The sequence below is a fragment of the Evtepia sp. genome, assembly GCF_056797215.1.
The window spans coordinates 14,462-33,600 of sequence record NZ_JBQILM010000004.1 but is presented as its reverse complement, the minus strand read 5'-3'; the positions used below and the strand labels follow the sequence as shown (position 1 = coordinate 33,600).

Below are 19,139 nucleotides of genomic sequence, written 5' to 3'. Positions count from 1 at the left end.
CCGTGTGTTTGTTATTTGGATTATACCCAGGGGCAGGCTGGAATGCAAGGGCTTTTCTATGTACTGCCGCCGCGGGGATTGTGGCGGCGGCAGTTGGGCTTAGGCTTCCGCCTTCTGGGCGGCGTCCAGCATGTGCTGGGCGAAGATGCCATAGCCCCGGTCGGCGTGGTCGATGAGCACGTGGGTCACGGCCCCCACCAGCTTGCCGTCCTGGAGGATGGGCGAACCGCTCATGCCCTGGACGATGCCGCCGGTCTTTTCCAACAGCCTGGGGTCGGTGACTTGGAGCATCAGGTCACGGGTGTCTGTGGCGCTGTCGTAGACTTTCAAAATCTCCACGGAATATTCCTCCACCGTGTCGCCAACAATATTGGCAAGGATGGTGGCCTCTCCCGTGTGGACGGCTGCGGGCTCAGCCACTGGCAGGGCCTCCCCGGAGAACCCGGCGGGGTTTTTCAGGTGGCCGAATACCCCCTGTTCCGTGTTGGCAAAGAGGGTCCCCAGGTCCTCCTGGGTGGAGAAGCTCCCCCGCAGTTCCCCGGGCTTGCCATCCATACCCTTCACCACGCTGGCCACACTGGCAGGCGTGATGGCCCCGGTTTGCAGCTTCATGAGCACGGCGGTGTCCACGTCGTTGATGCCGTGGCCCAGGGTGCCGAAGAGGCCGCTGTTGGGGTCCACGAAGGTGAGGGTCCCGATGCCGGCCATGGAGTCCCGAATCCAGGCGCCCAGCTTATAGGCCCCGTCGGTGCTGCACTGGACGGCGGTGGTAGTCACTTCCTGGGGCGCTTCGTCCCGGAGGACTTGCAGTTCCAGTTCCTTGCCCTGGGCGTCCTGCAAGATGGCCTGGACGTCCTCAATGGAGCTCACCTGTGCGCCGTCGATGTGCGTGATTACGTCCCCTTCTTGGAGGCCGCAGGCCTTAGCCGGGGAGGCCAAGCCCTCCTGGGTGGTGACGTCGGACAGCCCCACCACCAGCACCCCTTGGGAGAAGAGCTTGATTCCCACTGCCTGGCCCAGCGGGATCACATATTGGGTTTCCCCGGCGGCTTTGGCGCTGGGGGAGAGGGAGAGGGCCGTCATCAAGGCGACCGCCCACACAAGCAGGCAGCGAAAGCCCTGGGCCAGGGCGACCGGTCCCTGGCACTCTTTGGTGTGTTGCAAGAGATCACCCCCGTTTTGGTTTTTCTCTGTCAATTTGCGCGGCAAAACGCGCAGGTCTAGCATGGCCGTTTTTCGCAAAAAAAGAAGCGCCAATCTTACACAGCGCTTCCTTGGAAATTTTTTGAATAGAGAAAGGCCGGGGCCCGAAGGGGGCCCCGGCGCTTGGGTTGTTGGGGAGGTTTAGTCTTCGCGTTTTTTCAAAATGCCCAGGCCCAGGGTGCTCAGGCAGGCCGCAGCGGCAGCCAGCAGGCCCATGGGGGTGTCGCCGGTGTTGGGCACGTCTGCCAGGGGGACTTCCTCTTCCAGGATTTCAATGGTAGAGGGGTCGGGGGCTTTCGCCAGGGGGACCTTCTCCGGGGGGATGGTCACCTTGGGCGGCTGGGTGTTGGGGATGTCTACCAGCGGGGGCTGCTCCTCGGGGATATCCACCAGCGGGGGTTCCTCCTCGGGGATGTCTACCAGAGGCGGCTCCTCTTCGGGGATATCTACCAGAGGCGGTTCTTCCTCGGGAATGTCCACCAGGGGGGGCTCCTCCTCAGGGATGTCTACCACAGGGGGCGGGGTGGGGGTAATGGTGCCGCCGCCACCGCCGGGGGGTGTGGTGGGCGTACCGCCGCCGCCGGGAGGTGTGGTGGGCGTGGTGGGTGTGGTGGGCGTGCTGTTCAGGCTCACGTTGATGTCACGGTGCTTCTCAGTTTCGCCTGAGACGGTGATTTCAATGCCCGGCTGTGTGGTTGTGTAGCTGTAGTCCAGTGTGCCGCCGTACTGCACGCCGGAGGCGGAGCCTTTACCAGCTTCAACAGATTCACCAACGTTCACTTCGACATTGCCACTACCTGCACCTTCGCCTTTGTATTGGCTAGAGCTGTTCCCGCCATAGCTTTTATCAAACTCAATAGTCGTAATGGAACCAGGGCCCCGGAGGAAGTGGCTTAAGCCGTCCTCTTTCCCTCCTTTGCCATAGATATAAACCTTGCCATCCAATATTTCTATTGTGGCGTCCATGTTTGAGGTATCTACATCAATAAGGTCACCAAGGCAAGAGTCGGACTGGATATCACTAATCGAAACATATCTTATGTCACAATTTTTGAAAATTCCGTTGCCATCCAGGGGACTGAATATGTCAAGAAGTTTATCCTTCTCATAAACGCTGGAGTCATAGCAAATAATGGCGTACTTTGCTTGCTTTACGACAAAAGCTCCTGCCCCGTTGAGATCAAAAATCCATGCTTTTTCGTTTTCATCCCAGGGCAACTCTCCACTATCCCATTTCTTCCCGCTATCTTTAGGGTCAAGTTCTGTTTTAGTTGTGAAAGTAAAAATATAAGTCTTTACGGTGGTGACGCCATCTGTCGTGATAGTGGTTTGGATCGTTACTTTATTATCAGTCCGGACAACGCTGTCTATGGTTTCACCAGTTGAGCCAAAATGTGCGCCCTCTTTAGCATTATTTACATCATCGGCTGTGATCCCGGGTACATCAGTGTTGGAGTTATGCAGAGTTCCCTTAATTTCTTCCTCCACAGTTACGGTAGCGTCAGCACTGCCGTTAATGGCGCTGCCATCGGCTAGGGGGATATCTGAGTCGTCAATATCAACTTTTTTGTCATCAACGGTAACGGTAGCCTTTACGCCAGACAAGGTGCCCTTGTAGTTCATGTTCTCCACGGACCATGTGTTGTTCTTGAGATCAATCTTGATTCGGTCTACGAGGCTTTCATAGGTGAGGAACCCTTCGTCTCCTTCGGTTTTCCCCAGCGCTTTATTCAAGGCCTCAACAACGGCTTTCTTTGCGGCCTCGGTCTTGACAGACTGCGCAACAGTATTACGGTTATCTGTCGATTCACCTGTCGTGGTCTTAGTGATAGTGATTTCATAGTAAGTCGCGGTGACGGTGCTATCAACATAGTTGATGGTTACCTCACAACCGTTTTTGAATATCTTGTTATTGTCAAACGTAAAGCCGTTTTTGCCCGCAAAAACTAGATCATAGATGGTCTTGATGTCCATCATCTCGAGATCAACCGAACTCTTTACCGATTCACTCTTTGGAGTATAGTCTATTTTGTAAGTATCATTGCCGACCTTGACCTCAGTGACATTCCCGGTATTTTTGTCTTTGATAACATTGGCATTTATACCATCAAATGTCCCCTTGTCGGCATCAATTTTTTCCAGAATATCCCAAACATTAAGTGAGTCAGAAGTGTCCTGATCGCTGTTTCCAGGAGCATTCATTATAATGCTATCATCGACAGTCTCGGAACCAGCAATGGTTTTATCTCCTTCGTTTTTTGTAACCGTCACCGTCCACTTGGTGGTGGTGGTTTCGATGCTCTCGTCCGTCACTGTAACGGTGACGGTCTTTCCATCCTTGTCGATATAGGTATAGGTGTCAGGTTTGCCATCTACGGGGGTCAAGGTTTCACCCAGGATTGCGTTCAGTTCACTGTTGGTGAGAGGCTTATTTTCTTTGCCAGTGGTCGTCTCAAATTTAATAGAATGGGAGCCATCATCATTTTTGTTGACTGTAGCATTGTTATACTTATCCTTGATCGCGCCCGCGATTGCATCCCAGTCGTAGGAGCCGTTCTCATTTTTGTTCTTGTCAACAATATTGCTGACATCCTCTTTGACATCGTTCGTGTCCGTATCGGAGGGTGTGCTAGGCGGCGCCGTCACCTCACCTTTGATATCGGTCGTAGTGGAGCCGTCTGGGTTTTCGGTGGTGTTCTCGATATCTTCACCTTCAATATCTTCAATGCCGCCAATGGTGGTGTCACTGTCGGTTGTTGTGGTGGTGTCCTCGTCGATGATGGCATCGGTAGCGTTGTTGGCGTCCTCACTGGTGGGGGCGGCAGCCTTGGGGACGTTGCCGTCCGGGATGGTGGTAAGCGTCACGGAGCCGTCACTTGTTACGTCACCGCCATCGTTGACGGAGAGGTTTACGGCCCCTTGGGTCTTGGTCTCGCCATCCGGGGCCGTTTCTGTGCTTGTGGGGGTTACGCTTTTGATCTCCGTAGACGGCGCCGGGGCCGCCTGTTTTTCTACCTCAGCGGGAGGGGCAGGAGGGGCTGGGGTGTCGACGGTGTCTGCGGCGAACGCGTCCACCGTACCAAAGCCAGCGACCACCAGGCCGGTAGCCATAATGGGGGCAACTTTCTTCAAGCTCTTCATTTCATATTCCTTTCTCTGGGGCCAGGTATATTGCCTGGCGGTCAATATTTGCCCGTTGCTACAGTTACAAAAATGTGTACTTTTTTGTAACTGTAATTCGAGAGAAAATATCCCAAGAAAGCGTTGTCACATAGGTATTTTTATGCTATATTTAGTATAAGTTCATATAAAATGGTATGATTTTAATAAAGTACACTTTCTTGTACAAACGTCTCTGCCTTGCATCTTTCTCAGAAATTTGCTATGATACCTCCAATAAAACACCAACAAGGAGGCACAGTACAGTGACCATTCAATATAAGACCCGGGGCGTGTGTTCCCGGCAGATGAACGTGAAGCTGGAAGCGGGCGTGGTGAAGTCCGTGGAGGTGGTGGGCGGCTGCCACGGCAACCTCCAAGGCATTGCCCGCCTGGTGGAGGGGATGCGGGCGGAGGAGGCCATGGAAAAACTCTCTGGCATCCGCTGTGGCAACAAGGCCACCTCCTGCCCCGACCAATTGTCCAAAGCCCTAAAAATCGCCCTGGAAGAAGAGGCGAAACGGGCGTGATACAAAAAGGACCGCTGCTTGTTGTGCAGCGGTCCTTTTCTGCCCCCGCCGGACAGACGGAGTGCTTGAGCCGGTTTCTGTAGGTGGATAGGGATAATTAAGAGAGGATCATAAGGTTTCCTATTCGCTTACAGGAACAGGGCAGGGAAAAGCAGGAAGAGAGAGATCACACCAATCACCAGGTTGCACACACCGGCCAGCTTGCCCCAGAAGGGCTTGCCGCCGTACCAGGCAGGGATGAGGGTGAGGAGCAGGACGTCGATGACCACCAGGTCGATACCCAGGGGCCAGACCAGGCCGTCCTGAAATGCACGCACGGTAAATCCCAGGCACAGGATCAGGCCGCAGAGGAAGAAGTGGGCCATCACCTTCTTGTCGCCGCCTTTTAGGAAAAACGTCCCAACCAGGAGCCAGAACAGGCCGAAAAAGCCAAAGACGGTGCCGAGATACACGCTGTGGTCGCCGCCAACATGGAACAAGTACATGCACACCGAGGTAAAAACTTGGGTGACGCCGCCGAAAAAGATGGCGATGAAACCCAAAGAGCGGGTGATCTTTTCCGGCTCACCGCCCTTTACGCCGATACCAACTTGTTCCAGACCAAAACAGATCACAGTGGCGAACAGGCCAAACAGGCCAATTGCTTCGGGGTTTACTGGGAGCATAAAGTCCTCCTTTGAATAAAAAATAGGTAGAAACCGATCAATTGGCCTTAGCTTAACTGAAAAATCGACAGAAGTCAAGCTATTTTTACTATGATAAGAACAAAAAGGCATTGCAATATAAACCCATCGAAAACCTTGGTTTGATTAGCTTCAAAAGGGCCCCATAGGCGGAAATCCCGCCAGGGCCTGGAAAGGGGGACGCGGGCCCTGGCAACGCTGCCTTGGCCCGCGTGGATTGTTGTACTTTGCAGGTCCGGCACTAGGGCCGCAGCTGCCGCCGCCGGGCCAGGCCCAGGACCCCGTCCTGCCGCCGGGCCAGGTAGGGCAGGCACAGTTCCAGCCCCAGGGCCACGCAGGCTAGGGGGTCCTCCGCCACCATGGTGCGGATGCCGGTGCGCGTTTCCAATAACTGGTCCAGCCCCGGGAGCAGGCTCCCCCCGCCGGTGAGCAGGAGCCCGGAGGCGCTGACATCCGCCGCCAGCTCCGGCGGGGTGCGCTCCAACACCGCCTCCACCCCGGCGCATAGCTGCTCCGCCACAGGGGCAAAGGCGATGGCGGTCTCCTGGGCGCTGAGGGTGATTTGCCGGGGCAAACCCGTCTCCAAACAGCGGCCCTTCACTGCCAGGGTGGGGTTGTCCTCCTCGGGCCCCGCCACCCGGCCGATGGCCTTTTTTACCTCCTCCGCCGTGCGCAGGCCAATGAGCAGCCCATGCTCCTGGCGGATGTGGCGGATGAGGGCCTCATCGAACTGATCCCCCGCCGCGGTGAGGCAGGCGGAGGTGACCACTCCGTCCAGGGCAATGACGGCCACGTCGGTGGTCCCCCCACCGATGTCCACCACCATGCGGCCCTCCGGCTGGGAGATGTCCACCCCCGCCCCCAGGGCGGCGGCCAGGGGTTCCTCCATGAGGTACACCCGCCGGGCCCCGGCTTGGAGGCCCGCGTCCACCACGGCCCGTTCCTCCACCTCAGAGATTCCTGAGGGCACGCAGATCAGCAGCCGGGGCTTGGTCATCCGGCCGGGGATTGCCTGTTTCAAAAAACACTCCAGCATGGCCTGGGCGGTGGTGTAGTCGGAGATAACCCCCTCCCGCAGGGGGCGGATGGCGATGAGCTCCCCGGGGGTCCGGCCCAGGGTGTCCCGGGCGGCGGACCCCGCTTGCAGGACCTTCCCTGTCTGCCGGTCTGCCGCCACCACCGAGGGCTCATGGAGGAGGATGCCCCGCCCCCGCATGACCATCACCACCGAGGAGGTGCCCAGGTCCACGGCGATATCGCGGGCAAAGGGCCCCGCTGCCTGGCTTCGTTTGCGCATAGAACTCGCCCTTTCTTTTGCAGTGTGTAATGGATTCGATAGATCAAAGGAAGTATAGAACAAAAGAAGGGAGGCTTTCCCGCGAAACCTGGGGAAAGCCTCCTAGAGTATGGAAATATTAGGCAGATTCGTGGCCCTTTGCCTGGGTCCGGCACAGGGTGGCCGCCACCACTTGGAAGGCCCCTGCCTCCCGCAGGACCCGTGCCCCCTCGCCCAGGGTGGCCCCGGTGGTGAGAATGTCGTCAATGAGCAGCACCCGCTGTCCGGCCACCCGCTTTGGGTGGGGGACGGAATACACCCCCGCCACATTTTCCAAACGCTGCCGCCGCTCTCGCAAGGAGGACTGGGGAACATTGCTTTTCATTTTCACCAGCAGGGGAACGGCCTGCCGTCCCAGGGTTTTGGCGGCCTCCTGGGCCAACAGCTGGGCCTGGTCATAGCCACGCTTTTGCAGGGTTTCCTGGGAGACCGGCATCCAACTGATGCAGTCGTAGGTCCCAGGTAAGTAGGTTCGGATGGTCTGGGCCAGGATGGGCCCGAAGGTTTTGGCATACTCGGGGTGGTCGGAGAACTTGAACCGCAGCACAGAGTCCCGGAGCTTCCCGGTGTAAGCCCCGGCGCAGGCGCAGCGGGCGTACTGCTTGCCAGGGAAGAGGGCTTGGGCGCCAGAGAACCAAAATTCCGCCCCGGCGCAAGCGGGACAGAGCCCCAGGGTCCCCTTGTCCAGCAGGGCCCCGCACAGGGGGCATTTTTGGGGGAAGAACAGGTTTAAGAGCGCTTGCTTCAGCGCCATGGTATCACATCCCTTCCAGGCCCCGGGCCAGTCGCGCCCGCAGGCCGCTGTAGCGCCGCTGCTGGCGGTCGTTGGCAGCCATCCGGGCCACCACTTGGTCGTCTCCCACCAGGATCAACAGCTCCTTGGCCCGGGTCATGGCGGTGTAGAGGACCCCCCGGGTGAGGAGCATAGGGGCGGCATCCACGGCGGAGAGGATCACCGCCCGGTACTCGCTGCCCTGGGCCTTGTGTACGGTGATGGCGTAGGCGCTCTCCAACTGGTTCATCATGTCTGGGGTGTACTCCGCCCGGTGGCCGTCAAAATCCACGGTGACAATGCCGCTGGCAGGGTCGATGGCCTCGATGCGGCCGATGTCCCCGTTGAAGATACCCATGCCCACGCCCTTGCCGTCCCGTTCCTCCCAGAGGACATCGTAGTTGTTCTTCACCTGCATCACCCGGTCCCCCTCCCGGTAGAGGATGGAGCCAAACTGCTTTTCCCGTTTGTCCGGGGACGGGGGATTCACCGCTGCCTGTAGGGCCTGGTTCAGGGCGGCAGTCCCGGCGATGCCCTTCCGGGTGGGGGAGAGGACTTGAATCTGTTCCGGGGGGATGCCCATGTTTTTGGGAAGGCGCTCCCGGCACAGGGAGACGATGGTGTCCACTGCGTCCTCCGCCCGAACCCGGCGAAGAAAGAAGAAGTCCCCGGCGGGGTCGTTGACCAGTACAGGACAATCGCCCCGGTCTACCGCCCTGGCCCCCCGGATGATGGCAGAGGCGGCGGCCTGGCGGAAGATTTCTGTGAGCCGCAGGGTGGGGAGCCGCTGGGCCCGGAGCAGGTCTGAGAGCAGGTTCCCCGCCCCCACTGAGGGGAGCTGATGGGGGTCCCCCACCAGCACCAGCCGGCAGCCGTTGGGGAGGGCTGCCAAAAGGGCCTGCATCAGCACCAGGTCCACCATGGAGGCCTCGTCCAAAATCACCGCGTCGGTGTCCAGAGGTTCCCGCTCGTTGTGGGCGAAGCTGAGGCCGCCGCTGGCGCTGTCGTAGCGGGTTTCCAACAGGCGGTGGATGGTGCTGGCCTCCGCCCCGCAGGCCTCAGAGAGGCGCTTGGCCGCCCGCCCTGTGGGGGCGGTGAGGGCGGTGCGCAGCCCTAAGTGGTCGAAAAGGGCCAGGATGCCCCGGAGGGAGGTGGTCTTGCCGGTGCCGGGGCCCCCGGTGAGCAGCAGCACCTGTTGCTGGGCAGCGGTGGCCACCGCCTCGATTTGCAGGGGGGCGTAGGTGATGCCCTGCTCCCGCTGGATGCGTGCCAAGAGCTTTTCCAGGTCCCCGGCGGGACAAAGGGACTCTCCGTCCATCTGTAGGAGCTGCCGGGCCACATAGCACTCACAGTGATAGAGCCGGGCCAGGTAGCAGGCGTCCTGCCCGGCGATTTCCTCCCGAACAATCCGCCCCTGTTGGAGAAGTTCATCCAGACTGCCTGTCAAACGCTCCGGGTCCGTCCTCAACAGGTTGCCGGCGGCGGTGAGGAGCTTGCCATAGGGGAGAAAGACGTGGCCGTTGTCTAGGTTGTGGGTGAGGCTGTAGAGCAGCCCTGCTTCCAGCCGCAAGGGGTCCTCTGGCTCGATACCCAGGCCTAGAGCCAGCTTGTCCGCCAGGGGGAAGGGCACCAGTAGGGGTTCCTCGGTGAGCAGGTAGGGGTTGGCACGCAGGGCGCTGAGGGCGAGGTCCCCGTACTGCCGGTACAGGGGCATGGCCAGTTGTAGGGGCAGGCCGTGGGTGGAGAGGAAGTCCAGCAGGCGGCGCATGGAAAGCTGCATACACAGGGAGCGGTGGATGGTCTCCGCCCGCCTGGGGGAGATACCCTTCACCTGGGTGAGCCTTTGGGGCTCGTCCTCAATGACGGTGAGCACGTCGGCGCCGAAGGTATCCACCAGCCGCCGGGCGGTGGCGGTGCCCACCCCCTTGATGGCCCCGGAGGCCAGGTATTCAAACACCGCGTGCTCTCCCTCCGGCAACCGCCGCTCCACGATCTCCGCCCGGAGCTGGGGGCCGTAGGTGCTGTGGTGGGTCCACTGGCCGTGGACCCCCAGCCCTTCCCCGGGGGTCACCCCCGGCATGGCACCCACCACCGTGACCTCATCCCCGTCTGATGTGTCCAAGAGCAGAATGGTATAGCCGTTCTCCTCGTTGCGGTAGATCACGGTGGAGACGGTGCCTTCCATAAAAATCAGTTCACAGGGAGAAGTAGCCATGGTCGTTCTTCCTTTTCAGTATCAAGCTGACCTCCTCTGCTGGGCAGAATAGGAGGGTGCTGTCCCTGCGGCCCAGGGCCTGGACGGTGCCCTGCCCGTCAGGGGTGAGCCCCGCGTCTACCACCAGGATGGTGAAGCGGGAGAATTTTTCCCTGCGCAGCCAGTCCAGATGGCGCAGGGTCTGTTCCAACCCCTCCGCGTCGCCGGTGACGGGGAGCACCGCAAAGACGGGCAAGGTACCCGCGGTGGGGCGGAGCAGGTGGGTGAAGATCCACTGGTTCAAGAACAGCAGCAGAAAGGCCGCCAGGAGGATCCATAAAAGCTCCATTCTGATACACCTCCACTCCAGTCTATGACTGGGGGAGGGCGGGGGTGCTTAGCCCTGGCTGGCTTCCAGGAGTTTTTTCAAATACTGGCCGGTGTAGGATTCGGGGCACTGGGCCACCTCCTCCGGGGTGCCGGTACACACCACGTGGCCGCCGCCAATGCCGCCCTCTGGCCCCAGGTCAATGAGGTGGTCGGCGGATTTGATCACGTCTAGGTTGTGCTCAATGACAATGACGGTGTTGCCCCCCTCCACCAGCCGGTCCAGGACTTCCAGGAGCTTGTGGACGTCGTAGGTGTGCAGGCCGGTGGTGGGTTCGTCTAGGATATAGATGGTCTTGCCGGTGGAGCGCCGGGAGAGCTCCGTAGCCAGCTTCACCCGCTGGGCCTCGCCGCCGGAGAGGGTGGTGGAGGACTGGCCGATTTTGATATACCCCAGCCCCACAGAGGATAGGGTTTCCAGCTTCCGGCGGATTTTGGGGAGGTTGGAGAAGAACTCCAACCCCTCGTCGATGGTCATCTCCAACACGTCGTGGATGTTCTTGCCCTTATAGCGTACTTCCAAGGTCTCCCGGTTGTAGCGCTTGCCCTTGCAGACTTCGCAGGGGACATAGATATCCGGGAGGAAGTGCATCTCGATTTTCAACAGCCCGTCCCCGGAGCAGGATTCGCAGCGTCCGCCCTTCACGTTGAAGGAGAAACGCCCCGGCCCGTAGCCCCGGGCCTTGGCGTCGGGGGTGGAGGAGAAGAGCTCCCGGATGTCCCCGAACAGCCCAGTGTAGGTGGCGGGGTTGGAGCGGGGGGTGCGGCCGATGGGGGACTGGTCGATGGCGATGACCTTGTCTAAAAATTCTTCGCCCTCTAGGCTGTCGTGCTTGCCGGGGCGGGCTTTCATGCGGTTTAGGTCCGCCCCCAGGCGCTTGAACAGGATTTCATTCACCAGGGAGGACTTGCCGGAACCAGAGACCCCGGTGACGCAGGTGAAGGTCCCCAGGGGGAAGGTGACGTCGATGTGGTCCAAGTTGTTCTCCGCCGCCCCACGGACCACCAGGCTGTTCCCGTTCCCCGTCCGGCGCTGGACGGGGATGGGGATTTTTTTTGCCCCGGAGAGGTATTGCCCGGTGATGGACGCCGGCTGGGCCATGATGTCAGAGAGGGAGCCAGAGGCCACCACCTCCCCCCCGTGGACGCCGGCCTTGGGGCCGATGTCCACCAGGTAGTCGGCGGCGCGGATGGTGTCCTCGTCGTGCTCCACCACGATGAGGGTGTTGCCCAGGTCCCGAAGGTGTTTCAAGGTGTCCAGGAGCATGTCGTTGTCCCGCTGGTGCAGGCCGATGGAGGGCTCGTCCAGGACGTACAGCACCCCCATGAGGGAGGAGCCAATCTGGGTGGCCAGGCGGATGCGCTGGCTCTCCCCCCCAGAGAGGGTCCCCGCCTGGCGGCTGAGGGTCAGGTAAGAGAGGCCCACGCTGCGCAGGAAGCCCAGCCGGGCCTTCACTTCCTTCAAAATCTGCTGGGCGATCTGGGCCTGGGTCTCGGTAAGGGCCAGGTGGTCCACAAAGTCCAGGGCGTCGTTCACCGGCTTGTGGCAGAAGCTGTCGATGCTCAGGCCCCCCACGGTGACTGCCAAGGCCTCCTTTTTCAGCCGCCGCCCCTGGCAGGTAGGGCAGGGGCACTCGCTCATGAGCTCCTCCAATTCCTTCCGGGAGGCGTCAGACTGGGTCTCGGCAAAGCGACGCTCTACGTTGTTCAAAATGCCCTCAAAGGCCTGCTGAAAGGTCCCCTTTCCGTCGGCCCGCTGGTAGCTTAGTTTTAGCTTTTCCCCCTTGGTGCCGTTGAGGATGACGTCCTTGGCCTGGTCGGAGAGGTCTTGAAAGGGGGTGTTCAGGTCAAAGCCATACTTCTTTCCCAGGGCTTCAAAATACATCCGGGCGATGGAATCTCCCCGGACATTGTGCCAGCCGTATGCGGCGATGGCCCCCTCAAGGATGGATAGGCTGGGGTTGGGGACCACCAACTGAGGGTCCGCTTTCATCTGGCTGCCCAGGCCGGTGCAGGTGGGGCAGGCGCCGAAGGGGCTGTTGAAGGAGAACATCCGGGGAGCAAGCTCCTCAATGGAGATGCCGCAGTCCTCGCAGGCGTAGTTTTGGGAGAAGGAGAGCTCTCGCTCCTCCCGCACCAGGTCAATGAGGATCAGGCCACCGCTGAGGGAGGCGGCGGCCTCCACGGAGTCGGTGAGGCGGCGGAGGATGTCCGGGCGGATCACCAGCCGGTCCACGATGATTTCAATGTTGTGCTTTTTATTTTTCTCCAGGGGGATTTCCTCGGTGAGCTCGTAGGTGATGCCGTCGGCCCGGCAGCGGACGTAGCCGGATTTCCGGGCACTTTCCAGCACCTTGACGTGCTCCCCCTTCTTCCCTCGGACCACCGGGGCCAGAACCTGGATGCGGGTGTCCTCCGGCAGGGCCATGATCTGGTCGGTGATCTGGTCGATGGACTGCTGGCGGATTTCCTTCCCACACTTGGGGCAGTGGGGGGTGCCGATGCGGGCCCAGAGGAGGCGGAGATAGTCATAAATTTCTGTCACCGTGCCCACAGTGGAACGGGGGCTGCGGCTGGTGGTCTTTTGGTCAATGGAGATGGCGGGGGAGAGGCCGTCAATGTAGTCCACGTCGGGCTTTTCCACCTGGCCCAGGAACATCCGGGCGTAGGAGGATAGGGACTCCACATAGCGGCGCTGCCCCTCGGCGTAGATGGTGTCAAAGGCCAGGGAGGATTTCCCAGAGCCGGACAGGCCGGTGATGACCACCAGCTTGTCCCGGGGGATGGTGACGTCGATGTCTTTCAGGTTGTTTTCCCGTGCGCCTTTGACGAAAATGTGATCTTGCATGGGCGTGGTTCTCCTTCTTGGTGGGGTTTCAATATAGGGGCCAACCTGGGGGTATGGCGTCCAGGGGCTGGAAAATCAGGAAGGCGGCGCAGGCCAGCAGCACCAAGACCTCCCAGAGGATGCCCAGGGGGATCAACAGCTTGATGGCTTCCAGGGCAAAGCGCCGGGCGCCGGTGAAGCTGTCGATGTACGGGCGCTCCAATTTGCCTGCCTGCTTCCATTTTCTCCAAAAGGCCAGCAGGAGGATTAGGACGAAAAGGCTGACCGTCAGCAGGGCTCCGGCCACGATGTTTAAGGCGATACCCAGGAAGGGCAGGACGATGGCCAGGACGGCGGAGCCCAGGAACAGGGTGGCCAGAATGAGGAACAGCAGCGCAAAGAGCATGGGGTTTCCTCCTAGGGTTGGTTTTTCAAGGGCAGCTCGTCTGCCGTGGGCGGCCGGACATGGCGGACCAGATCAGGCCGCACGGCTCCAAAGCGGGCAAAATTCTCCCGTCCTTGGCGTAAGGTGAGGCCCCGGTTTTCGTCACTGGGGGCGTCCTCCCCGGGGTCGAACACGTCGTTCTCCCAAAAGCATACCGGGCAAATGTAGGCAATGGCTTCCTCCCTGGGGACCGGCAGCGTCAGAAAACCGCAGCAGGGGCAGGGGTAGTTCATTCCTCCGCCGCCAACTCTTTCTGGACGTACTTGGGCAGCTTTTCCACCACCAGACGGTAGGACATATCACACATATCCCGCAGCACCTCATCGGGCAGGTCGCCGTCCAGGAAGGCGGCGTTCCAGTGGCGCTTGTCGCTGTAGAAGCCGGGGTGGATTTCCGGGTAAGTCTCCCGGAAGCCCTCCGCCAGCCGGGGGTCACACTTCAGGTTTACCAGGGGATGGCCGCCGTAGTCCTTGTGCTTTTCCTCCGGCTCACAGATGGCGGCGAAGAGCTTGCCCCGCACCATATAGCGGTGCCACTGCCATTCTTCCTTAAAATCCTTTTCCACCCCGGGCTTGGACAGGAGGTGGTCGTTTAACCAGTCATAATGGGTCGTATTCATGAGAATGTCCTCATTTCTTTGGGTTGATGGGCTTGCCGCCTAAAACAGACCACTCCTGCCCTCCGTGGAGGGGGCGGAAGGTCCGGCATTGGAAGTTGATGTTGGCCCGCCGGGCCTGGCTGTGCTGAAGCTTTCGGGGGATTTGGTACAGCTTCCCATCCTTGATGAGCTTTGCCCCCGTCTGCTTGAAGAGGAAGGGCACCCCTGCCTCTATGCACTGTTGGCGGAGGTCCAAAACCCACTCATACCGGCAGGGCCGGGCGTTGGGCCCGGATTCCCCGCCGGCCACCACCTGGGTGATCTCCGGCCCCAGCCAGGGCCGCAGGTTGATGGGCCCCAGCAAGGGCTCGCAGGCAATGGACTTGTGGCGGATGGGGGCGGCCAGGAGGAGGGGCAGGCGGAAATCCGCCCGGGGCTGGTCCTCCGCCGTGGAGCAGATGCCCACGTTTTCATAGCCCGGGCCCCAGTCTGGGGGGAGGTGGTCCAGGAGGCGGTGGATGCGCTTGGTGATGAAGAAAAAGTGTAGGTCTGACCGGGCCTGTATCATGGCCCAGGCCCAGGGCCGCCACTCGTCGGCCTCTTCCAGGAGGAAGTCCGAGGAAAAGCAGGTCCATACCATCTCCCCAGGGGGGACTTTCCAAGAGCCATCCCGCTTTTTTTGCAGGGGGAGGTCATAGGTTTTGGTGCGGTAGACCTGGGCGGCATCCAGCCCCCGGCGGCTGTCCCCCCGGTAGACATAACAGTTGGCGCAGCCGGGGGAGAGCTTTTTGCAGCCATGCCAGGGGTTCCAGTTGGCCACGGCCTCAGCCCTCGACGATTACGTCGGCGGTAGAGGCCCCCACCAGGTCCATCAGGTCGGCGGGGGCGACCTCCACCTGATAGCCGATTTTTCCGGCGGAGACATATAGCGTCTCTTGCGCCAAGCAGCTCTCATGGAACACGGTGGGGAAGGTTTTTTTCATCCCCACCGGGGAGCAGCCGCCGTGGACATAGCCGGTGAGGGGCAGCAGTTCCTTGGAGGGCAGCATGGCCACGGATTTTTCCCCCACCGCCTTGGCGGCCTTTTTCAGGTCCAGGGTGGCGGCTACGGGGATGTCAAAGACATAGTAGTTTCCCGACGCCCCCCGGGCCACCAGGGTTTTGAACACCGCCGCCGGGTCCTGGCCCATGGACTGGGCCACCGTGACCCCGTCCACCGCGCCGTCCTCGTGGGGGTAGCTGTGGGGGGTATAGGGGATTTTCTTCTGTTCCAGCGTGCGCATGACGTTTGTTTTTTCTTCTTTCTTCTTTGCCATGGGATTCAGTCCTTCCAAACGGGGGTCTATGAGTTCTTTGCGGTCTGTGCGGCCTAGGAGATAGTCGGCAGATACATCATAAAAATCAGCTAGGAAAGCTAACATGGTAGAGGAAATATTGATCTTACCATGACGATCTCTACGAATTTCCCCAGCGCTTTACTTCCCCTGCAACGCGATGATCTGATCCCGCAAAATGGCGGCGTACTCGAATTCCAGCCGCTTGCTGGCCTCCTTCATCTCCTTCTCCAGCTTGGCGATGAGCTCGTCCTTCTCCTTGTCGGAGAGCTTCCGCTTGCCCCGCTTCCCCTCGTCCTTGTCCACCTGGCCGATTTCGATGAGCTCCCGGATGGACTTGACGATGGTTTTGGGGACGATGCCGTGGGCCTTGTTGTAGTCGTCCTGGATTTTCCGGCGGCGCTCCGTCTCCCCCATGGCGGCGGCCATGGAGGGGGTCACCTTGTCGGCGTAGAGGATCACCAATCCCTCGGCGTTCCGGGCCGCCCGGCCGATGGTCTGGATTAAGGAGGTCTCCGAGCGGAGGAACCCCTCTTTGTCCGCGTCCAGGATGGCCACCAGGGACACTTCCGGCAAGTCTAACCCCTCCCGCAGGAGGTTGATGCCCACCAGCACGTCGAACTCCCCCAGCCGCAGGTCCCGCAAGAGCTCCATGCGCTGGATGGTGTCCACGTCGTGGTGCATATACCGCACCCGGATGCCCACGTTTTGCAGGTAGGTGGTGAGGTCCTCGGCCATTTTTTTGGTGAGGGTGGTCACCAGCACCCGTTCCCCACGGGCGCTGCGGGTGTTGATCTCGCCCACCAGGTCGTCGATCTGTCCCTCCACTGGGCGCACCTCCACCACCGGGTCCAGCAGGCCTGTGGGGCGGATGACCTGCTCCACCACCTGGCCGCTGCGGCTGCGCTCATACTCGCCGGGGGTGGCGGAGACATAGATCACCTGGTTCAGCCGCTGGGAGAACTCGTCAAAGTTCAGGGGCCGGTTGTCAAAGGCGCAGGGGAGCCGGAACCCGTAGTCCACCAAGGTGGTTTTTCTGGCCCGGTCCCCGGCATACATGGCCCGGACCTGGGGGAGGGTTACGTGGCTCTCGTCGATGAAGAGGAGGAAGTCGTCGGGGAAATAGTCCAGCAGGGTGTTGGGAGGGGAGCCCACAGGGCGGCCCTCAATGACCCGGCTGTAGTTCTCGATGCCGGAGCAATAGCCCAGCTCCTGCATCATCTCAATGTCGTAGGAGACCCGCTGGCTGATGCGCTGGGCCTCAATGAGCTGCTCGTTCTCTTTGAAATGGGCCACCCGCTCCTCCATCTCCTGGTAAATTTCCTGGATGGCCAGGTCCAGCTTGTCCTTGGGGGTGACGTAGTGGGTGGCAGGCCAGATGGGGATGTTTTTCAGCCGCCGCACCGGGGCCCCGGTGACCACGTTAATTTCACTGATCCGGTCGATCTCATCCCCAAAGAACTCCACCCGGATGGCGGTGTCCTTCCAGTAGGCAGGCCAGAGCTCCACCGTGTCCCCCCGGACCCGGAACATGTTCCGGGCAAAGGCCACGTCGTTGCGCTCATAGCGGATGGACACCAAGCGCTGCATCAGCTCTTCCGGCTTCATCACCGCCCCCACCCGGAGGGACACCATCATTTTGGCAAAGTCCTCCGGCTCGCCCAGGCCGTAGATACAGGACACCGAGGCCACCACGATCACGTCCCGGCGCTCCAAGAGGGAGGCGGTGGCCGCCAGGCGCAGGCGGTCGATCTCATCGTTGGTGGAGGAGTCCTTTTCAATAAATGTGTCCGTGTGGGGGATGTAGGCCTCCGGCTGGTAGTAGTCATAGTAGGACACAAAATATTCCACCGCGTTGTTGGGGAAAAACTCCTTGAACTCCTCGCATAGCTGAGCGGCTAAGGTCTTGTTGTGGGCCAGCACCAGGGTGGGGCGCTGGACCTTCTCAATGACCTTGGCCATGGTGAAGGTTTTGCCAGAGCCGGTGACCCCCAATAAGGTCTGTTCGTCCAGCCCCAGCTCCACACCCCGGGCCAGGGCGTCGATGGCCTCCGGCTGGTCGCCGGAGGGGGTGTAGTTGCTGACAACTTGAAATTCAGGCATAGCTGTCTCCTATTTTCCAATGTGAATCAATACGAAGCAAAGCACTTAAAATACCCGTTGTGCCGCAGGGAATAGATTTCCTCGTCGGTGAGGATTACGTGGTCATACAGGTCAATTTCCATGGGCTGCAAATGGGTGCGCAGGAACATGGTGGTGGAGATATCCTCCTGGGAGGGCTCTAATATCCCGCTGGGGTGGTTGTGGGCCAGCACCACCGCAGTGGCGTTCATGGACAGGGCGATGTAGGACAAGCTGCGCACATTGATCCCCGAGGCGTTGGGTATGCCCTCGCTGATCTGCTTCACCCCCAGCAGTTTTAGGTTGCTGTCAAAGCAGCCCACAAAAGCCATCTCGTTGCGGGCTCCGAAGAAGTAGGGGGAGAAGATGTCCCACAGACCCTGGGTGCTGGAACCGTCCACATCCTTCTTGGCCCGGGAGGCCAGGTATTTGGAGGACAGGGCGGTGAACAGCTTGAGCAGCACCACTGTGTTTTCCCCCACCCCTGGGACCCGCTGTAAATCCGCCGGGTCGGCGTCCAGCACCCCGGAGAGGGAGCCGAACTGGGCCAGGAGGGCGTGAGCCAGGGGGTTTACATCCCCCTGAGGACGGGAGAAGAACAGGAGCAGCTCCAAAGTGCGTACATCGGAAAAGCTCTCCAAGCCGCCTTTTAGGAACTCCTGGCGCATCCGATCCCGATGGCCGTTGTGGATACCCATGGTTGTCCCCCCTCCCCATTCTGTCCAAAGAATGATTTTCTATATCATACCGCTTTTTTTGCCCTTCGACAAGAGTTTCCTGACGGACAGAGGGTGAAAAAGGGGAGAAAGCGGGCTGACAAAGGCGGGAAACTGTGTTAAAATAGCCAGACGTGAAAAGGGAGGATGTCCACCATGCGCATGAGAAGAAAGAAAAATTTACAGCCACGGATGGAGCGCTGTTCCCCCTGGCTGATTCAGGACCCCGCTGATTTGCGGGGAAATTGGCGCGGCCTGAAAGCCGGTGCCGTGGAGCTGCGCCTAGAGTTGGGCTGCGGCAAGGGCCGCTTCACCTGTCAGACCGCCGCTGCCCACCCGGAGGTCCTCTTTGTGGCCGTGGAGCGGGTGCCCGACGCCATGGTGATGGCCATGGAACGGGCCAGGGAGTTGGAGCTGAACAACGTGTTTTTCGTGGATGCTGACGCCGCGGATCTGACGAAGTTTTTCGCCCCTGACGAGGTGGATTTGATTTACATCAACTTCTGCGACCCCTGGCCCTCCAACCGCCACGCCAAGCGCCGCCTGACCCACCGGGACTTCTTGCTGCACTACCGGTCTGTGCTCAAGGAGGGGGGAGAGATCCAGTTTAAGACCGACAATGCCCCCCTCTTTGCCTTCTCCCTGATGCAGTTCCCCAAGGCTGGATACCGCTTGGAGCAGGTGACCCGGGACCTTCACGCCCAGGGCATCCAGGGGATCATGACGGATTATGAGGAGAAGTTCCACAACCTGGGTACCAAGATCAACCGCTGCGTGGGGGTGAAAGAGGCCCTGCCCCCGGCGGCACAGGACAGTGGGCACACAGAGGAATAA

General features: G+C 60.1%; 17 protein-coding genes. 2 read left to right on the top strand and 15 right to left on the bottom strand.

The window, feature by feature from the left end; translation table 11 throughout:
* Window positions 1–99: 99 nt before the first annotated feature.
* Together spoIVB and ACTOZL_RS01705 are read right to left on the bottom strand one after the other, a co-directional pair.
* A complete protein-coding gene (gene spoIVB, locus ACTOZL_RS01710) occupies window positions 100–1,164 on the bottom strand; it encodes a SpoIVB peptidase (protein ID WP_482476348.1) in 1,065 nt (354 codons plus the stop codon).
* 180 nt (window positions 1,165–1,344) lie between these two features.
* Entirely contained in the window at window positions 1,345–4,314 is a 2,970-nt protein-coding gene (locus ACTOZL_RS01705) for a doubled motif LPXTG anchor domain-containing protein (protein ID WP_482476347.1), read from the bottom strand.
* 206 nt (window positions 4,315–4,520) lie between these two features.
* Between ACTOZL_RS01705 and ACTOZL_RS01700 the strand changes: the two genes are divergently transcribed.
* The gene (locus ACTOZL_RS01700) at window positions 4,521–4,892 is read left to right on the top strand and encodes a TIGR03905 family TSCPD domain-containing protein (protein ID WP_482476346.1); all 372 of its coding nucleotides are present in this window, start codon (window positions 4,521–4,523) and stop codon (window positions 4,890–4,892) included.
* Window positions 4,893–5,020: 128 nt separating this feature from the next.
* Here the strand turns inward: ACTOZL_RS01700 and ACTOZL_RS01695 are convergent, their stop codons facing one another.
* The 13 genes from ACTOZL_RS01695 to ACTOZL_RS01635 all read right to left on the bottom strand — a co-directional run bounded on the left by ACTOZL_RS01695 (window position 5,021) and on the right by ACTOZL_RS01635 (window position 18,287).
* Window positions 5,021–5,557 carry an acetate uptake transporter family protein gene (locus tag ACTOZL_RS01695; RefSeq protein WP_482476345.1) on the bottom strand — a complete coding sequence of 179 codons (537 nt, stop codon included), beginning with the start codon at window positions 5,555–5,557 and terminating at the stop codon, window positions 5,021–5,023.
* A gap of 259 nt (window positions 5,558–5,816) precedes the next feature.
* Entirely contained in the window at window positions 5,817–6,872 is a 1,056-nt protein-coding gene (locus ACTOZL_RS01690) for a rod shape-determining protein (protein WP_482476344.1), read from the bottom strand.
* Window positions 6,873–6,990: 118 nt separating this feature from the next.
* On the bottom strand, window positions 6,991–7,665 hold the full coding sequence (locus tag ACTOZL_RS01685; RefSeq protein ID WP_482476343.1) for a ComF family protein: 675 nt from the start codon (window positions 7,663–7,665) through the stop codon (window positions 6,991–6,993).
* 4 nt (window positions 7,666–7,669) lie between these two features.
* On the bottom strand, window positions 7,670–9,898 hold the full coding sequence (gene recD2, locus ACTOZL_RS01680; RefSeq protein WP_482476342.1) for an SF1B family DNA helicase RecD2: 2,229 nt from the start codon (window positions 9,896–9,898) through the stop codon (window positions 7,670–7,672).
* Window positions 9,879–10,226: a hypothetical protein gene (locus ACTOZL_RS01675; RefSeq protein WP_482476341.1), complete on the bottom strand. Its 348-nt coding sequence runs from the start codon at window positions 10,224–10,226 to the stop codon at window positions 9,879–9,881. Before ACTOZL_RS01675 ends, recD2 begins: the two co-directional genes overlap by 20 nt.
* A gap of 48 nt (window positions 10,227–10,274) precedes the next feature.
* Window positions 10,275–13,112, bottom strand: coding sequence for an excinuclease ABC subunit UvrA (gene uvrA, locus ACTOZL_RS01670; RefSeq protein WP_482476340.1), 2,838 nt, complete (start codon window positions 13,110–13,112; stop codon window positions 10,275–10,277).
* A 28-nt stretch (window positions 13,113–13,140) separates the two neighbouring features.
* A complete protein-coding gene (locus ACTOZL_RS01665) occupies window positions 13,141–13,497 on the bottom strand; it encodes a hypothetical protein (RefSeq protein WP_482476339.1) in 357 nt (118 codons plus the stop codon).
* A gap of 11 nt (window positions 13,498–13,508) precedes the next feature.
* A complete protein-coding gene (locus ACTOZL_RS01660; RefSeq protein ID WP_482476338.1) occupies window positions 13,509–13,769 on the bottom strand; it encodes a CPCC family cysteine-rich protein in 261 nt (86 codons plus the stop codon).
* Window positions 13,766–14,155 carry an MmcQ/YjbR family DNA-binding protein gene (locus tag ACTOZL_RS01655; RefSeq protein ID WP_482476337.1) on the bottom strand — a complete coding sequence of 130 codons (390 nt, stop codon included), beginning with the start codon at window positions 14,153–14,155 and terminating at the stop codon, window positions 13,766–13,768. Before ACTOZL_RS01655 ends, ACTOZL_RS01660 begins: the two co-directional genes overlap by 4 nt.
* A 10-nt stretch (window positions 14,156–14,165) precedes the next feature.
* Window positions 14,166–14,954, bottom strand: a complete 789-nt coding sequence (locus tag ACTOZL_RS01650; protein WP_482476336.1) for a DUF5131 family protein — start codon at window positions 14,952–14,954, stop codon at window positions 14,166–14,168.
* Between the two features lie 4 nt (window positions 14,955–14,958).
* Entirely contained in the window at window positions 14,959–15,450 is a 492-nt protein-coding gene (ybaK, locus tag ACTOZL_RS01645; protein WP_482476335.1) for a Cys-tRNA(Pro) deacylase, read from the bottom strand.
* A 159-nt stretch (window positions 15,451–15,609) separates the two neighbouring features.
* Window positions 15,610–17,571, bottom strand: a complete 1,962-nt coding sequence (uvrB, locus tag ACTOZL_RS01640) for an excinuclease ABC subunit UvrB (protein WP_482476334.1) — start codon at window positions 17,569–17,571, stop codon at window positions 15,610–15,612.
* A 26-nt stretch (window positions 17,572–17,597) separates the two neighbouring features.
* Entirely contained in the window at window positions 17,598–18,287 is a 690-nt protein-coding gene (locus tag ACTOZL_RS01635; protein ID WP_482476333.1) for a JAB domain-containing protein, read from the bottom strand.
* 174 nt (window positions 18,288–18,461) lie between these two features.
* On the opposite strand from ACTOZL_RS01635, the gene trmB reads away from it, so the two are divergent.
* Window positions 18,462–19,139 carry a tRNA (guanosine(46)-N7)-methyltransferase TrmB gene (trmB, locus tag ACTOZL_RS01630; protein ID WP_482476332.1) on the top strand — a complete coding sequence of 226 codons (678 nt, stop codon included), beginning with the start codon at window positions 18,462–18,464 and terminating at the stop codon, window positions 19,137–19,139.

Bases quoted from the DNA above. Each gene is read 5' to 3' on its own strand.
- ACTOZL_RS01705 (WP_482476347.1), bottom strand. From the start codon at position 4,314: ATGGCTACCGGCCTGGTGGTCGCTGGCTTTGGTACGGTGGACGCGTTC.
- ACTOZL_RS01700 (WP_482476346.1), top strand. From the start codon at position 4,521: ATGATTTTAATAAAGTACACTTTCTTGTACAAACGTCTCTGCCTTGCA.
- ACTOZL_RS01695 (WP_482476345.1), bottom strand. From the start codon at position 5,557: ATGCTCCCAGTAAACCCCGAAGCAATTGGCCTGTTTGGCCTGTTCGCC.
- ACTOZL_RS01690 (WP_482476344.1), bottom strand. From the start codon at position 6,872: ATGCGCAAACGAAGCCAGGCAGCGGGGCCCTTTGCCCGCGATATCGCC.
- ACTOZL_RS01685 (WP_482476343.1), bottom strand. From the start codon at position 7,665: ATGGCGCTGAAGCAAGCGCTCTTAAACCTGTTCTTCCCCCAAAAATGC.
- recD2 (WP_482476342.1), bottom strand. From the start codon at position 9,898: ATGGCTACTTCTCCCTGTGAACTGATTTTTATGGAAGGCACCGTCTCC.
- ACTOZL_RS01675 (WP_482476341.1), bottom strand. From the start codon at position 10,226: ATGGAGCTTTTATGGATCCTCCTGGCGGCCTTTCTGCTGCTGTTCTTG.
- uvrA (WP_482476340.1), bottom strand. From the start codon at position 13,112: ATGCAAGATCACATTTTCGTCAAAGGCGCACGGGAAAACAACCTGAAA.
- ACTOZL_RS01665 (WP_482476339.1), bottom strand. From the start codon at position 13,497: ATGCTCTTTGCGCTGCTGTTCCTCATTCTGGCCACCCTGTTCCTGGGC.
- ACTOZL_RS01660 (WP_482476338.1), bottom strand. From the start codon at position 13,769: ATGAACTACCCCTGCCCCTGCTGCGGTTTTCTGACGCTGCCGGTCCCC.
- ACTOZL_RS01655 (WP_482476337.1), bottom strand. From the start codon at position 14,155: ATGAATACGACCCATTATGACTGGTTAAACGACCACCTCCTGTCCAAG.
- ybaK (WP_482476335.1), bottom strand. From the start codon at position 15,450: ATGGCAAAGAAGAAAGAAGAAAAAACAAACGTCATGCGCACGCTGGAA.
- uvrB (WP_482476334.1), bottom strand. From the start codon at position 17,571: ATGCCTGAATTTCAAGTTGTCAGCAACTACACCCCCTCCGGCGACCAG.
- ACTOZL_RS01635 (WP_482476333.1), bottom strand. From the start codon at position 18,287: ATGGGTATCCACAACGGCCATCGGGATCGGATGCGCCAGGAGTTCCTA.
- trmB (WP_482476332.1), top strand. From the start codon at position 18,462: ATGCGCATGAGAAGAAAGAAAAATTTACAGCCACGGATGGAGCGCTGT.